Annotated in this window: 14 protein-coding genes; 9 read left to right on the forward strand and 5 right to left on the reverse strand. The window is 40.5% G+C overall.

Annotated features, from left to right (window positions below):
* Position 1: 1 nt before the first annotated feature.
* From hisD to THC_RS05790, 4 genes are read left to right on the forward strand one after another with little or no spacing between them, the layout of a single operon-like run.
* Complete coding sequence (gene hisD, locus THC_RS05775) at positions 2–1,315, forward strand: histidinol dehydrogenase (RefSeq protein WP_068514631.1); 1,314 nt, start codon at positions 2–4, stop codon at positions 1,313–1,315.
* Positions 1,312–2,661 (forward strand): ATP-dependent 6-phosphofructokinase, encoded by a 1,350-nt coding sequence (locus THC_RS05780; RefSeq protein ID WP_068514634.1) that lies wholly within the window; start codon positions 1,312–1,314, stop codon positions 2,659–2,661. Before hisD ends, THC_RS05780 begins: the two co-directional genes overlap by 4 nt.
* Positions 2,658–4,487 (forward strand): ATP-dependent zinc metalloprotease FtsH, encoded by a 1,830-nt coding sequence (gene ftsH / locus THC_RS05785; RefSeq protein ID WP_068514637.1) that lies wholly within the window; start codon positions 2,658–2,660, stop codon positions 4,485–4,487. Before THC_RS05780 ends, ftsH begins: the two co-directional genes overlap by 4 nt.
* 1 nt (position 4,488) lies before the next feature.
* A complete protein-coding gene (locus tag THC_RS05790) occupies positions 4,489–6,138 on the forward strand; it encodes an FG-GAP repeat domain-containing protein (RefSeq protein WP_068514638.1) in 1,650 nt (549 codons plus the stop codon).
* Here THC_RS05790 and ahbB read toward each other — a convergent pair.
* Together ahbB and queF are read right to left on the reverse strand one after the other, a co-directional pair.
* The gene (gene ahbB, locus THC_RS05795; protein ID WP_068514640.1) at positions 6,120–6,596 is read right to left on the reverse strand and encodes a siroheme decarboxylase subunit beta; all 477 of its coding nucleotides are present in this window, start codon (positions 6,594–6,596) and stop codon (positions 6,120–6,122) included. The genes THC_RS05790 and ahbB overlap by 19 nt on opposite strands.
* Positions 6,593–6,967 (reverse strand): preQ(1) synthase, encoded by a 375-nt coding sequence (gene queF / locus THC_RS05800; RefSeq protein ID WP_068514644.1) that lies wholly within the window; start codon positions 6,965–6,967, stop codon positions 6,593–6,595. The genes ahbB and queF overlap by 4 nt, the downstream gene beginning before the upstream one ends.
* A gap of 298 nt (positions 6,968–7,265) precedes the next feature.
* On the opposite strand from queF, the gene THC_RS05805 reads away from it, so the two are divergent.
* The 5 genes from THC_RS05805 (at position 7,266) to THC_RS05825 (ending at position 12,540) form a co-directional block, all read left to right on the forward strand.
* Positions 7,266–8,816, forward strand: coding sequence for a PD-(D/E)XK nuclease domain-containing ATP-binding protein (locus tag THC_RS05805; protein WP_068514647.1), 1,551 nt, complete (start codon positions 7,266–7,268; stop codon positions 8,814–8,816).
* Positions 8,817–8,936: 120 nt separating this feature from the next.
* Positions 8,937–10,049 (forward strand): cysteine desulfurase family protein, encoded by a 1,113-nt coding sequence (locus THC_RS05810; protein ID WP_068514653.1) that lies wholly within the window; start codon positions 8,937–8,939, stop codon positions 10,047–10,049.
* Between the two features lie 5 nt (positions 10,050–10,054).
* Complete coding sequence (locus THC_RS05815) at positions 10,055–10,981, forward strand: glycoside hydrolase family 3 N-terminal domain-containing protein (protein WP_068514655.1); 927 nt, start codon at positions 10,055–10,057, stop codon at positions 10,979–10,981.
* 12 nt (positions 10,982–10,993) lie between these two features.
* Positions 10,994–11,833, forward strand: a complete 840-nt coding sequence (locus tag THC_RS05820) for a fumarate hydratase (protein ID WP_068514658.1) — start codon at positions 10,994–10,996, stop codon at positions 11,831–11,833.
* A complete protein-coding gene (locus THC_RS05825; protein WP_068514661.1) occupies positions 11,830–12,540 on the forward strand; it encodes an LptM family lipoprotein in 711 nt (236 codons plus the stop codon). Before THC_RS05820 ends, THC_RS05825 begins: the two co-directional genes overlap by 4 nt.
* Here THC_RS05825 and rsmD read toward each other — a convergent pair.
* The 3 genes from rsmD to THC_RS05840 are packed head-to-tail and all read right to left on the reverse strand — an operon-like array spanning position 12,524 to position 14,388.
* Positions 12,524–13,120: a 16S rRNA (guanine(966)-N(2))-methyltransferase RsmD gene (gene rsmD, locus THC_RS05830; protein ID WP_068514665.1), complete on the reverse strand. Its 597-nt coding sequence runs from the start codon at positions 13,118–13,120 to the stop codon at positions 12,524–12,526. The genes THC_RS05825 and rsmD overlap by 17 nt on opposite strands.
* Before the next feature lie 9 nt (positions 13,121–13,129).
* Complete coding sequence (locus tag THC_RS05835; protein WP_068514668.1) at positions 13,130–13,951, reverse strand: fused MFS/spermidine synthase; 822 nt, start codon at positions 13,949–13,951, stop codon at positions 13,130–13,132.
* Positions 13,948–14,388, reverse strand: a complete 441-nt coding sequence (locus tag THC_RS05840) for an S-adenosylmethionine decarboxylase family protein (protein WP_068514671.1) — start codon at positions 14,386–14,388, stop codon at positions 13,948–13,950. Before THC_RS05840 ends, THC_RS05835 begins: the two co-directional genes overlap by 4 nt.
* Between the last annotated feature and the right edge of the window lie 42 nt (positions 14,389–14,430).

The following is a 14,430-nucleotide window of genomic DNA, read 5'->3' on the forward strand; positions in this document are numbered from 1 at the left end:
TATGTTGCGAGTTTTGAAGTATCCCTCTCCAAGGGCAGAGAGATTTTTAAAAAGACTTCTTCAAAGGATTGAGGAATATCCTAAAAAGATTGAGAGATATGTGGAAAAGATTGGACAAGAGGTAAGAAGAAAAGGAGATAGAGCCTTAATTGAGTATACCTCAAAATTTGACGGGGTTATTCTTGAGAGGGAAGAGCTTAAAGTTAGTGAAGGGGAGATTGAGAAAGCCTATGATAAAATAGATAAAAGCCTTCTTTCTGCAATCCAGCATTCCATTCAAAAGGTTAAAAGTTTTCATGAAAAGGCCCTTCCCTTAAGCTGGTTTGATTCCAAGGCTCCAGGAATCACCCTGGGACAGGTTGTAAGGCCTGTTGAATCAGCGGGGCTTTACATTCCAGGGGGGAAAGGAGGGGAGACCCCTCTTATTTCAACTGTTATTATGACCGCTGTTCCTGCTAAAATTGCAGGTGTAAAAAATATCTTTCTTGTCTCACCTCCCAGGAAGGATAAATCTCTACATCCTGCTTTGCTGGTTGCAGGAAGAGAGGCTGGAGTGGATGCTATTTTTCGCATAGGAGGCCCATGGAGTATCTTTGCCTTGGCCTATGGCACAGAAAGCATCCCCAAGGTTGAGATCATCTGTGGTCCTGGGAATATCTATGTGACCTTAGCCAAAAAACTTGTCTCCTTTCAGGTGGGGATTGACTTTCTCGCTGGCCCAAGTGAGGTGTTAATTATAGCGGATAATTCAGCAGATCCAGAATTTGTAGTCTGGGATCTTTTGGCACAGGCTGAACACGATCCCCTCAGTATGAGCCTCCTTATAACTACCTCAAAGAAACTTTTAAAAGAGGTGAAAAGGCTTATTCCTCAGGCCTTAAACAAGGGGTTTCGCAGAGAAATTGCTGAGGAATCTTTGAGAAAAAGAGGGGCCCTCATTCTTGTTGACTCCATAGATTCGGCCTTTGAACTTGCTAATCTGATTGCCCCTGAACATTTAGAGATAATGACTCAAAATCCCTTTGAGCATCTTTCAAAAGTGAAAAATGCTGGTGCGGTTTTTCTTGGAGCTTATACCCCAGAGGCTATTGGAGATTATATGGCTGGTCCTAATCATGTCCTGCCCACTATGGGTCTTGCCAGATTTACAAGTGCACTTTCTACGGAAAAATTTCTGAAAAAGATAAATTTCATGCAATATACACCTTCAGCGCTCTTTGCTGAGGCAGAAAAGGTAATCACTCTTGCTGAAGCGGAAAATCTTCCCTCCCATGCGGAAGCCGTTAAGATTAGATTAAAAAGGAGGGAGGCATGAAGGATTACTGTGATCCCTTAGAGTTTGCAGAAGAGATTTCTGTTGATATTGATACGGAGATTGAATCTCTTGGTAGGGCTAAGATTCCAAGCCCTGTAAATCTGCCATCTCAGTGCTTTGTGAATGAGGAGCACAGGGTTACTTTAAGGGTAAATTATCAATACCTCAAAGGGGTTTTATCTGAAGGCAAAGAAGCCCCTTCCCTTGAACTTGCCGGGCCAAGGCCTTTTATCTATTTTGACCCCTCCAAGGTTAAAGTTGGGATTGTGACCTGTGGAGGTCTCTGCCCGGGTATAAATGATGTGATTAGAAGCATAGTTATGACCCTTTTTTATTCCTATGGGGTGAATAAAATCCTTGGATTTCAGTATGGCTTGCAGGGTTTTATCCCTAAGTATGGTCATCCAGTGATTGAGTTAACTCCTGAGGTGGTTAAAGACATCCATACTCAGGGTGGGACCTTTCTTGGGACTTCCAGGGGGCATCAGCCTGTTGAAGAGATTGTTGATACCCTGGAAAGGCTTAATATTCAGATTCTTTTTATGATAGGGGGAGATGGAACCTTTAGGGCTGCCAATAAAATTAAGGATGAGATTGCTAAAAGAGGTCTTAAAATAGCGGTGATTGCAATTCCTAAGACCATTGATAACGATATATGGCTTGTTTCTAAGACCTTTGGATTTGATACTGCTGTTGAGCTTGCCTGTGAGGCCATAAGATGCGCCCATACGGAGGCACGAGCTGTGCCCTATGGTATAGGGCTGGTTAAACTTATGGGAAGGCATTCAGGCTTTATTGCAGCAGCAGCAACGCTGGCTACGAAGGAAGTTAACTTCTGCCTTGTCCCGGAGATGGACTTTGATTTAGAGGGTGAGCAGGGTTTTTTGGCAGAGCTTGAGAAGAGGCTTCTTGCCAGAAAACATGCGGTAATTGTTATAGCTGAAGGGGCAGGACAAAAATATGTGATTAAAGATCCCCCTGAATATGATGCCTCAGGTAATGTGAAATTGGGGGACATTGGAAAATTCGTTAAAGAAAAGATTGAAGAGTATTTTAAGAAAAGGGGGCTTGAGATTGTTATCCGTTATATTGATCCAAGCTACATTATAAGAAGTGTGCCTGCAAATGTGGAAGACCGGATTTACTGCGGATTTCTGGGACAATATGCGGTGCATGCAGGAATGGCCGGTAAAACAGGCCTTATGATCAGTTATCTCAATGAGCAGTTTGTGCACATTCCTCTTAAAGAGGCGGTAAAAAAAAGGAAACAGATTAATCTTCATAGTAGATTCTGGCTCTCAGTCCTTGAGTCAACTGGACAGAGGGGCTTAAAGAATCCTTCATGAATCAGATTCAGCGCCTTTTACTTTTTTTTAGTCTCTTCATCTTGCTTGTTCTTGGATACTATTTTCTCCAAAGCACAATTACTGCTCCTGAAAAACTCAGTTATTATGAATTCAAGGTATTATTGCGAAGGGGGCAGGTTGAAAAGTTAGTTCTCAAAAAAAATGAGATAACCGGAGCTTTTAAGGAAGGTGCCTCTGAAACCTTACATGAACTCAGAAAAAGGCCTGTTAAAATCCCTCCATATTTTAAAACCTATCGGGCTGAGGATCCAGAACTCATTAAGCTTCTTGAGGAAAAGGGAGTTAATTATGAGGTGAAACCTGATGGAAGCCTCTGGATAAATGTCCTTTCCTGGATTTTGCCGGTAATACTTCTAATTGCCTTCTGGATTTTTATATTTAGGCGTTTTGTATCCCCGGAAGGGGGTATTATGAGTGTGGGGAAGAGTAAGGCCCGAATTTATGTAGAGAATGAGATAACAGTTAATTTTAAAGATGTGGCTGGGGTTGATGAAGCTGTTGAAGAGCTGAAGGAGATAATAGAGTTTTTAAGGCATCCTCAAAAGTTTGTGGCCCTTGGGGCAAAAATCCCCAAAGGTGTTTTACTTGTTGGCCCACCTGGAACTGGAAAGACTTTACTTGCAAGGGCTGTAGCAGGAGAGGCAGGTGTGCCCTTTATATCCATCTCGGGGTCCTCCTTTGTAGAGATGTTTGTGGGGGTGGGTGCAGCAAGGGTTAGAGATCTCTTTGCTCAAGCTGAGAAAATGGCCCCTTGCATTATTTTCATTGATGAGATTGATGCGGTGGGTAGAATTAGAGGGATAACACCAGCTGGTGGAACTGAGGAAAGGGAGCATACCCTGACACAGCTCCTTACAGAAATGGATGGCTTTGACCCTAAAAAGGGAGTTATAATTATTGCGGCAACCAATCGTCCAGAAGTCCTTGATCCTGCTCTTTTGCGACCAGGAAGATTTGATCGTGTGGTAGTGGTAGATAGGCCAGATCTGAAGGGGAGAGAGGCAATTTTAAAAATCCATACCAAACATATCAAACTTGCTCAAGATGTGGATTTAAAAGTTATTGCTGCAAGAACTCCGGGCATGGTGGGGGCAGATCTTGCAAACATTGTTAATGAGGCTGCTCTTCTTGCAGCAAGAAAGGGAAAAAGCTTTGTTGAGATGGAGGACTTTGAGGAGGCTATAGATAGGGTTATAGCAGGGCTTGCCCGTAAAAGCAGGTTTCTTACCCCTGAGGAGAAAAAACGCATTGCCTACCATGAGGCCGGGCATGCTATTGTTGCAGGGGTCTTAACCCCCAAGGAGAGGGTGCATAGGGTCTCTATCATACCCAGAGGTGTGGCTGCCCTTGGTTATACCCTCCAGCTTCCAGAAGAAGAAAGATACCTTGTCACTAAAGAGGAATTGCTGGCTAAGATTACGGTTCTTTTTGGTGGAAGGGTTGCAGAAGAATTAGTTTTTAAAGAGGTATCCACTGGGGCTCAGAATGACTTAGAGAAAGCCACGGAGCTTGCCAGAGCCATGGTTATGGATTACGGAATGAGTGAACTCCTCGGTCCACAGACCTTCAGACGCCGAGAAGCCCTTTTCTTGGATATTCCCTATAGGGAAAGAGAGCTTGTCTCAGAAGAGACTGCCAGACTTATTGATAGTGAAATTGCCAAAATACTCAAAACCTGCTATGATAAAGCAAAAGAGGTTTTGGAAAAAAGAAGAGAAAAGCTTGAAAGGCTTGTAGAATTGCTAATTCAAAAGGAAGTTTTAGAAGGGGAGACCTTGGCAAGGCTCCTCTATGAGGAGGGTTAAAATGACTTTCTGGTTATCGTTAATCCTTGGATTTTTGTTTATTTTTTCTCAAGGAAATGCTCAGGTTAGTCCCCAGGTTCTTGAAGAAATTAAAAGGGATTTTCAGCCTCTTCAAGTCCTGATTATTGGCATAGAAGGAAATGAGGTTATCCTTGATAAAGGACGGGCCCAGGGTATAAAACCCAAAGATATCCTGACAGTTTATAAAAAAGTCCGCAAAATTATTCATCCTGAGACAAAGGAAAGTCTTGGATTTTTAAAAGAGCCTATCGGGAAGATAGAGGTCTTGAGAGTGGATGAAAACTTTTCTACAGCAAGAATCCTTAGTAAGCGTGAGGAATTTCCCATTCCAACCTTGGCAAAGAGAAATACAGATCTGAGGCTCCTTCTTCTTTCCGAAGGTCCTCAAAGGGAAGCCCTATTTTTTACCCTTAAGAGTCTTCTTCCAGAAAGTGAAATATTCTACGATCCCAATTTAAAGGTTTCTCAGCTTACCTCCGCAGATCTTTTTAACCGTAAGATTGATTTACTTTTGGCTGAGGGTCCAGGTTATCTTAAGGTTTACAATAGCTATCTTGATCTGGTTAGAATATATGGAAGCCCTTTAGCAACTTCTAATCAAATAGCCTCTAAAACTGAAACTGTTGAGTCTCTACCGCATCCAACCTCCTTTACACCCCAGTTTAAACAGGTTTCTCTTTTGGGAAAAATGCCTGGCGAGGTTTTGCAGGGAGAATTTGTAGATCTTGATGGTGATGGAAGAGAGGAATTTCTTTATTTTACCTCTAATAATGAGCTTTTTGCAGTGAAGCTAAAGGGAGGACTTCTTGCCAAATATAAGCCCGAGAAAGGACAGATTCTTTCCCTATCCGCCGGTCCTCAGGGATGGGTTGCCCTCAATATCTATGAAAAGAATCTCGGGATGCGGAGTGAGGTGCTCAAGCTTACACCCCAGGGGTTTCAACCCGTGCTAAAAAATCTTAATCTGATACTGCAGTTTGTGGATTATGCTGGAGTGGGACAAAAAGATACCCTCCTTGTGCAGACCTTTGATGGGGATACCTTTTTTGGTAAGGAAGTTTATATTGCTAAGCGCGAGGGCAATTCTTTGAGATATGCCCAAAGGCTTGATGTGCCAGAGAACTTCAGGCTTCCTGGTGCTAACTTTGTTGATCTTGATGGAGATGGAGAAAGAGAGCTTGTTACCTTTCTTAGCGATGGCAGGCTTGGTATCTTTAAAAGGGGAAGACTGGTTTTTTCTACCCCCTTTGAGGTATCTAAACACTTTTATCAACTGACTCTCACCAAGGGTAAAAAGGGGCAGGAGGTAGTTAAGGCGGTCCTTTATCCCTTTGTGAGCCCTCTTGTGGGCGATTTTAACAGGGATGGAAGACAGGACCTCCTCTTTATTAAGGCAGAATTTCCCTTAGAAAGGGTGGCAGGAGATCTGAAAAGCCTTCCTTTGAATCAGGGGAACTTTCAATTTTATACCCTTTCCTATCAAGGGACTTATTATTTTAGGGCCCTGGCTTTGAATGAAACCGGAGTCATGACAGCCCTGGGAGGGGAAGGAGAAAATATTTATTTTGTGACTGTCAAGGGAGTCTATCCCGGACAGACGGAGAGTTTACTTTATTCCATTTTATATTGAGCGTGTTTTCTGCGGATCTCTCGGAGGGTAAAAAGGATTTCATAAGCTTCTAAGTTCAGCTCCTCTGAGAGAGCCTTTATAAGTTCAAGGAGCTCCTCTCGGCTTTTAGCGTGACACATGGTATAAAAGTTATAGGGCCAGTCTGGATAGGTCTTTCTCACATAGCAATGAGAGATAAAGGATTTTTGAGAGAGAATCTGGCCAACTTCGTCGATTCTTTCCTCTGGTACGAGCCATGCAACCATGGCATTCCCCTCATAGCCTGCTAAATTATGCCTTATAGTAGCCCCAAGTCTGCGGATAATCCTTTTGTCTAAGAGGGCCTGGATGCAAGAGAAGACCTCTTCTTCTTTTATATTAAGCTCTTTGGCAATCTCTGCAAAGGGCCTCTCTACCAGGGGAAGGCCCTTAATTAGAGCTTGGAGGACTTTTTTCTCTTGTTCATTAATAATTTTCATGCTCTCTCTTTCTCAACAGTAATAACAGTATGCACATTGCCGCGAGGATGAAAATCTGCAACCACTTTAAGGCGTCTCGGTTGCAAGAGATTCCAGAGGGCATCAAAAATTTCATTAGTTACGGCTTCATGAGAGAGATAGCGATCCCTGAATTTATTAAGCCAAAGTTTTAGAGATCTGAGCTCAACAATTTTTTGATCGGGGAGATAAGAGATTTTGATTATGGCAAAATCAGGATACCCGGATCTTGGACAGAGACAGGTAAATTCTGGAAAGGTGATTTCAATAAGATAGTCTCGATCCGGGTATGGATTTTCCCAGGCCTCAAGTTGAGCCTCGGCAATGGCAATTTCACCATATTTTTTAACCATATTTAAATATTATCCCTATTTTAAGATTTAGCAAGTTTTCAAAGGTATTAAAATTTATCAAATCATAAGTAAAGAGTAAAAAGTGGTTAGCTTTTGTGGAGCCTCAAAGAGGGCAATTTTACCAAAAATTTTTAAATTCAACCCAGGTTACTGAGTTAATTTTAATCCTCCCCAATCCATACAAAATGCATAATATTACCTTGCCTTTTTATTAAATCAATTATAGTTTTGAATTGTTCAAAGTAGAGAGAAGTAAATTAGCATTGATTTTTCAAAAAAGAGGCCTTAAAATAAAATTATGGAGAAAAATCTTCCCATCGGAATTTCAAGCTTTGTTGAGATTCGCTCAGAACCCTATTATTATGTTGATAAAACTCCATTTGTTGAAAAACTTGTCTCCGAAGGAAAATACTATTTTCTCTCCCGCCCAAGAAGATTTGGAAAATCCCTTTTTGTGGACACCCTGAAACAGGCCTTCCTTGGAAGAAAAGAGCTTTTCCAAGGGCTCTATCTTGAAAAGAACTGGGACTGGAGTGTTAGGTATCCTGTTATTCATATTGATTTTGGGGGAGGAGAGGTCAAAGGTGCAGAAGGCCTTGAAAAATGGATACTTCAGCAACTTGAGGAACATCAAAATCTTTATGAGATCACCTGTAAATGGAAAGATGATTACCATGCCTGCTTCAGGGAACTAATCCTAAAACTTTCTCAGAAATATGCATCTAAAGTGGTAGTTCTTGTTGATGAGTATGATAAACCTATTCTTGATTGTATTGAGGATAGAGAAACTGCAAAGGCAGTAAGAGATGTGCTTAAGAACTTTTATAGTGTCTTAAAGCCCCTTGATACCCAGCTTAAATTTGTTTTCCTCACAGGAGTTTCAAAATTTTCAAAGGTTTCCCTTTTCTCAGGGCTTAATCAGTTAAGAGATATTACTTTAAGCAGGGAGTATTCAACTATTTGCGGATATACTCAAAGGGAACTTGAAGAGGTCTTTAGGGAGGAACTGAAAGATAAGAACTTAGAGCTTATAAGATGCTGGTATAATGGTTATTCCTGGCTTGGGGAACCTCTCTACAATCCCTTTGATGTGCTTCTCTATTTAGAGGAAAAACAATTTCACCCTTACTGGTTTGAGACAGGGACTCCAAGTTTTCTTGTAAAGCTTTTAATGGAGAAGCGTTTTTATCTTCCTGAGCTTGAAAATCTTGTGGCAACAGACTCACTTATTGGGTCCTTTGATATAGATAGGGTTAGGCCTGAGAATCTCCTTTTTCAAGCAGGCTATCTTACCATAAAAAGAATATTTAGCCTTGCAGATAAGATTCTTTATGAGCTTTCCTATCCCAATAAGGAGGTAAAGGTAGCTTTAAATGAGGTGCTTGCTGAGTATTTTACAGGGGATACAGGGGAAGTTTCTTTAAAGACAAGGGATTTTCTTTTGGCTCTTGAGAGAAATCAGTTTGAGAAGATGAAGAAGGTTCTTGAGGGTCTTTATGCAGGGATACCCCATGATTGGTTCAGGAAGAATGAGCTTTTTCGTTATGAGGGGTATTATGCAAGTTGTTTTTATGCCTTTTTATGTGGGTCAGGGCTTGAGGTAATCCCTGAGGATATAACAAATAAGGGGCAGATAGATTTGACGGTGCTATATAGGGAAAGAGTTTATCTTTTTGAGTTCAAGGTGGTTGAGGGAGAGGAGGGAGAGGGTAAAGCTTTAGCTCAATTGAAAGAAAAAGGGTATCATAAGAAGTATGAGGGGAAGTCTAAGGAGATTTATCTTATCGGGATTGAGTTTTCCTCAAGGGAGAGGAATATCAAGGGCTTTTTCTGGGAAAAAATAAATTGATTTTCTGCATAGATTTATATTCTTGATTTTATCTACCAGAAAATATAGTTTTATATTTCAAAAGAGCTCGATACATCTTTTTTTGACAGGTGAAAGATTTGAGAGTATAATTTTTATATAATGAAGCCCATTTATCTTGATTATAATGCTACAACTCCGGTTTTGCCAGAGGTAATTTCAGCCTTTAATCTCTATGCGGGTGAATTTTTTTGGAATCCAAGCTCTGGCCACATTCTTGGAAGAAGAGCCAAAGAAGTCCTGGAAGAATTCAGAAAGACTGTGGCCGAGGCTCTTTCAGCAGAGCCAGAAGAAGTTATCTTTACCTCAGGAGGCACAGAGGCTAATCATCTTGCCCTTTTTGGAGTTCTTACCCAATATAAAAAGGCTCATCTCCTTGTTTCTTCCTTTGAACATCCTTCCATTTTGAACCCTGCGGTGAAACTTCTTGAGAAGGGTTATGAGGTTGATTTTGTCCCTGTAAATCCCCAGGGTTATGTTGAGCCAGATGTGGTTAAAAAAAGGCTGAGACCTCATACAAAGCTTGTTTCCATTATACTTGCTAATAATGAGATTGGAACCATCCAACCTATAAAAGAAATTTCTGAAATTCTTAAAGAAAGAGAGATTCTTTTTCACACTGATGCCTGTCAGGCTGTGGGGAAAATACCTGTGAATTTTAAAGAGCTTTGTGTGGATATGTTAACTCTTGCCGGACATAAGATGTATGCTCCTAAAGGAATTGGTGCCCTTATTGTGAAAAAGGGAGTTAATCTGGAACCTATCTTTTTTGGGGGAGGGCAAGAAAGGGGCCTTAGGGCAGGAACAGAGCCAGTTCCTTTGATTGCAAGTTTATCTAAAGCCTGCGAAATTGCAAAAAGAGATGTTTTAGCTGAAGGAGAAAGATTAAAATTTTTAAGAGAAAGGCTATTTCAGGGGCTAAAGGAGTTTTATCCTGACCTTTATCGCTTTGTAGATCCTGAAAAAACTCTTCCCAATACCCTTACAGTATCTTTTGTAGGAAAAAGCGGAGCCAAAATTCTTTCTGACCTTCCAGAGATCTGTGCCTCAACTGGTTCTGCCTGTCATGACCGTAAAGGCTCTATCACCCTTCAGGCTCTTAAAGTTCCCCCTGAAATTGCAGAAGGAACTATCCGTTTTTCCTTAGGCAGATATACCACCCTTGAAGACATTGAAAAGGTTCTTGAGCTCTTCCAAAACTATTTCAGAAAATAATCTTTATGTTCAAAAAAATTGGAAAGGTTTTACTTGTTAAGCCAGCCTTAATCTCAGAAGAAGAAAGGGAATTTTATAAAGAGCTTTCCTTTGAAAATTTTATCTTTTTTAAAGAACATTTTCAAAGGGATTTTGAAGAATATCTTTCCCATTTAAGAGGTGGTCTTAGAAGCATCAAATTTTTAGCAGTGGATCAGGAAGGCGGAAGAGTTTGCAGGATTAAGGGTGATTTTGCAAGTCCCTCTGAAATAGCGGAGAAAGCCAAATTTGAAGGGAAAAGGGTTTTAATAGATTGGGCAGAAAAAATAGCTGAGACCTTAGAGAATTATAAACTTAATCTAAATCTTTCTCCTGTTGTTGATAGAGGAAATAAAGAAACGCCTGAATTTCTGAAGGGAAGGAGCTTTAGCAAAGATCCTAAAGAAATTGTAAAATTTGCAGAAATCTTAATTGGGGAGCACAAAAAAAGAGGGCTTAGAACCTGTCTTAAACATTTTCCTGGACTTTACAATGTAAAAATTGACCCCCATAAAGAACTTCCTGTGAAAGAAAAGCTTTTTGATGAGGACCTTTATCCTTTTATAAAACTTTCTTCAAGAGCTGATTTTATTATGACTACCCATCTTTTTCTCCCTGAACTTGATATGGAAAAGCCTTCCACCTTTTCTGAGAGGCTTATTTCTTTTCTGCGAAAGATAACGGATTTTAAGGGGGCCATCCTTACTGATGACCTCTCCATGGGGGCTTTAAAGAGCTATTCTTTTTCAGAAAGAATTGTTCTTTCCTTGGTGTCAGGGCACAATCTTCTTATTTTTTGTGGTTTCTTTGAAGATTTGATGGGAAGTCTTTTTGAGATCAAGGGAGAGATTGAAAAAAGTAAAATCCTTAAAGAAAAAATCCAGGAGTCCTTGACAATTCTTGAGAAATATTAGATACTTCAGATTATGAATGCGAAAGTTGAGCTTGAGAGGATTAAAGATGCAGTTAAAGAGGGCTATCTTTTTGCCTGTCTTAGACTGCCAGAAGAAATGGTTAAAAAATTTGAAGAAGCCTTAAAACTTGAAGAGAATCCCCTTGCCAGAAGGGTCTTTGAAATCCTTCTTGAAAATGCAAAAATAGCGGAAAGAGAAAAAATTCCCCTTTGTCAGGATACAGGAATACCCGTGGTGATAGTTAGATTCTCTTCGGGAGTGGATCTTTCAGGTGTTCCTGAGGCTATTAATGAGGGCATAGCAGAGGCAGTTAAAGAGGGCTATTTGAGAAGTTCTGTTGCGCACCCCTTAACAAGGAAAAACACAGGCACCAATACCCCTGCTATTATTCACTATGAATATGTTTCTAACGAAACTTTTGATATCTGGCTTATGCCCAAGGGATGTGGAAGTGAAAATATGAGTAGACTTGCCATGCTTCCTCCGGCAAGGGGAATTCAGGGGATAAAGGAGTTTGTGTTGAATACTGTAAAAGAAGCAGGCCCAAATCCCTGTCCCCCTTTAATTGTAGGTGTAGGGATTGGAGGTAATTTTGAGAGATCCGCTTATCTTGCCAAAAGAGCACTTTTCAGAAATCCCGGTGAGCCAAACAGGGATCCAGAGGTGGCTGAACTCGAAAAGGAACTTCTTGAAGAAATTAATTCCCTTGGGATTGGTCCTCTTGGATTTGGAGGAAAAACTACTGCCCTTTTTGTGCATATAGAGATTGAGCCCTGTCATATAGCCAGTTTACCAGTTGCAGTAAATTTACAGTGCCATTCTGCAAGGCTAAAAAAGATAAAGCTTTTATGAAAAATTTTTTCAGCTTTTTCTTCTTAATAACAATTCTTCTTTCCGGTTGCGGAAGAAAGGCCCCTCCTCTCCCTATCTCTCAGAGTATTCCCAAAGCGCCTCAGCTTAATGTTGAAGCAACCCCCTTTGGCTTTAATCTCTGGATTACCCTTCCTTCAGAGACACAAGGTGGCAACCCCTTAAATAAGATCACATCTCTAATCATAGAAAGGGAAGAATTTAATGAAAACTTGCCTCAAAAGCCAAAGGTTAAGCACTTCAAACTTAAACCCAAGCTTCATTCAGCTGGAAGACTAATCCTTTATTCTGACTCTGACCTCAAGCCAGGCTTCCGTTATACCTATCGCCTAAAACTTAAAAAAGACTTCCTTGTGGAGACACCCTTTCAAGAAGAAAGGGTAGTTTACTGGACAGATCCTCCGGGTCTTATTGAAGATATAAAGTGGCAGATAAATGAAGAGGGATTTCTTCTCTTGAGCTGGGCTCCACCTCTTCTTGATGTAAAGGGAAATCCCTTGAGCGGATCTATTTTTTACCATGTAGAGCGCTATATCAATGAAAATCTTGAGACCTACGAGGTTAAAGAGGCAATTTTTAAGGACAAAGTTTCAACTCAAATCAAGGTCTGTTATAGAATTCAGCCCCTTTTAAATTTTAAGGGCACTCTTATTCCTGGTCCAAAAAGTGAATCTATCTGTTACCCTTAAGGAAAATTAACGGGGCCTCTATTTTGTAAAAAAAGAGTGCTGTTTCTCCATAAGTTTTCTTTTTTAAAAGTTGAAAATTACCCATTCTTTCTGGTAAATAGACTTTGTCTCTCTCTTCTACAACGATTAGGGTATCCTCTTTCAAAATCTCCGTTGGCAATCTTTCCAAAGTTTTAAGAGAAAGGCCCTTTTCATAGGGTGGTGTCACAAAAACTATATCAAATAAAAGCTTAGAATTTATGGAAAGTGTTACTATATTTTCAAATCCCTCTGGAAGCTTGAGTTTTAAAACTATAGCTTTTTCGTCTATTCTTAGTTTGTTAAGATTTTTTTTAATTAATTCTATACTTTGGGGGCTTGAATCAACAAAGATCACTAAATTAGCTGAACGGGAGAGGGCTTCGATTCCGAGGGCCCCTGTTCCCGCAAATAAATCTAAGACCTTCTGGCCCTCAAGGTTATTTCCTATAATATCAAAAAGGGCCTTGCGAATTCTACTTCTTAATGGTCTTATCTCAAGGGATTTAGAAGATGGGGTAAAAAGCTTTTGACCTTTAAATTTGCCACCAGTTATCTGCAAGGGCAATCTTCAAGCAATAAGTTTCAACCAGTTAGCAGGCAGAGAAAAATAATAGGGATTTAACCCTGGATGATAATATCTGCCATGATAATTTTTAAAAGGGGTGAACCAGGGCTTATTCTCCAGAGCTCCCACTAAAAAGGCAATTTCCTCACCATAGCATGGCACATAGGCCCGGGCTACCTTAAGGTATGGAAAAACCTCCTTGGAATTGGAGTAAGCCTCCTTTAAGACATGGGGAAAATAAACAGGTAAACTTGCCTGTTGAATAAAAACACCATGAGGTTTTAAAACTCGTTTGACCTCTGCATAAAATTCCTGAGTATAAAGGGTTTTAGCTGGCCCTACAGGATCGGTGCAGTCCACGATAACAAGGTCAAAGGAGGCCTCTGCACTTTCTTTAAGGCCAAGATACCCATCTTTGATTATAAAATTTACCCTTGGATCTTCGTAGTCACCACTAATTTTAAAAAAATACTTTTGAGAAAGGTCAAAAACTAATTTGTCAACCTCATATTGAACAATTTTTTTTATCTCGGGAATTTTTTGAATTTCTCGCAAAACTCCCCCATCTCCTCCACCAATAATAAGAATATCCTCTGGGGATTCAGAAAGGAGCCCCAGAGGTAAAAGAGTAATGGTTTCGTGATAGATATACTCGTCCCGCTCGGTAAACTGGACAATGCCATCTAAGACAAGAAAATAGCCCCAGGAGGGATTTTTAAAAATCTGGACCTTCTGAAGGGCCTTTTCCTCAAAGACTAATTCAACAGCGTAGCTATGGCCAAAGTCTTTGAAAATTCTCTCTCGCCACCAAAAACTTCCAGTCAAGTTTCCCCCCAATCTGGTTGAGTTAATCCTCTGGTAACCTCTGCAATACAAACCTTCTCTGGAAGAAGGGTTTCCTGAAGTCTTTCTAAAATCTTATAGGCCCTTTCCTTAGTATCTGCAATAATATCAATAGCGGAGTAGCCATTTTCAGGCCAGGTATGAATATAGATATGGGCTTGCCCGGTATTTACCTGAGCAGAGACGCCAAAGGGTTTAAACTGATAACTAAACACCCTTAAGGACTCTTTTTCTGCAACTCCATTTAGGGCATAAATAAGAGAGGCTTCTACCTCCTTTGCCTCCGCCAGTCTTTCAAAAGGGGAATTCCAGAATTCAACAACCAGATGATAGCTCCAGATGCATCGTTTATAAGCACCTTGCTGAATGGGGGTTAATTCAAAATTTTCAACGAGACAGGTGTTTTGCATCACCCTCATAACTCACCTCCCCCCAGGCAAGGTGCCTGGTTTTTTGATTTT

This window comes from Caldimicrobium thiodismutans, from assembly GCF_001548275.1.
Lineage (GTDB): Bacteria > Desulfobacterota > Thermodesulfobacteria > Thermodesulfobacteriales > Thermodesulfobacteriaceae > Caldimicrobium > Caldimicrobium thiodismutans.

Coding starts and splice junctions, on each gene's coding strand:
- hisD (WP_068514631.1), top strand. CDS start 2: ATGTTGCGAGTTTTGAAGTATCCCTCTCCAAGGGCAGAGAGATTTTTA.
- THC_RS05780 (WP_068514634.1), top strand. CDS start 1,312: ATGAAGGATTACTGTGATCCCTTAGAGTTTGCAGAAGAGATTTCTGTT.
- ftsH (WP_068514637.1), top strand. CDS start 2,658: ATGAATCAGATTCAGCGCCTTTTACTTTTTTTTAGTCTCTTCATCTTG.
- THC_RS05790 (WP_068514638.1), top strand. CDS start 4,489: ATGACTTTCTGGTTATCGTTAATCCTTGGATTTTTGTTTATTTTTTCT.
- ahbB (WP_068514640.1), bottom strand. CDS start 6,596: ATGAAAATTATTAATGAACAAGAGAAAAAAGTCCTCCAAGCTCTAATT.
- queF (WP_068514644.1), bottom strand. CDS start 6,967: ATGGTTAAAAAATATGGTGAAATTGCCATTGCCGAGGCTCAACTTGAG.
- THC_RS05805 (WP_068514647.1), top strand. CDS start 7,266: ATGGAGAAAAATCTTCCCATCGGAATTTCAAGCTTTGTTGAGATTCGC.
- THC_RS05810 (WP_068514653.1), top strand. CDS start 8,937: ATGAAGCCCATTTATCTTGATTATAATGCTACAACTCCGGTTTTGCCA.
- THC_RS05815 (WP_068514655.1), top strand. CDS start 10,055: ATGTTCAAAAAAATTGGAAAGGTTTTACTTGTTAAGCCAGCCTTAATC.
- THC_RS05820 (WP_068514658.1), top strand. CDS start 10,994: ATGAATGCGAAAGTTGAGCTTGAGAGGATTAAAGATGCAGTTAAAGAG.
- THC_RS05825 (WP_068514661.1), top strand. CDS start 11,830: ATGAAAAATTTTTTCAGCTTTTTCTTCTTAATAACAATTCTTCTTTCC.
- THC_RS05840 (WP_068514671.1), bottom strand. CDS start 14,388: ATGAGGGTGATGCAAAACACCTGTCTCGTTGAAAATTTTGAATTAACC.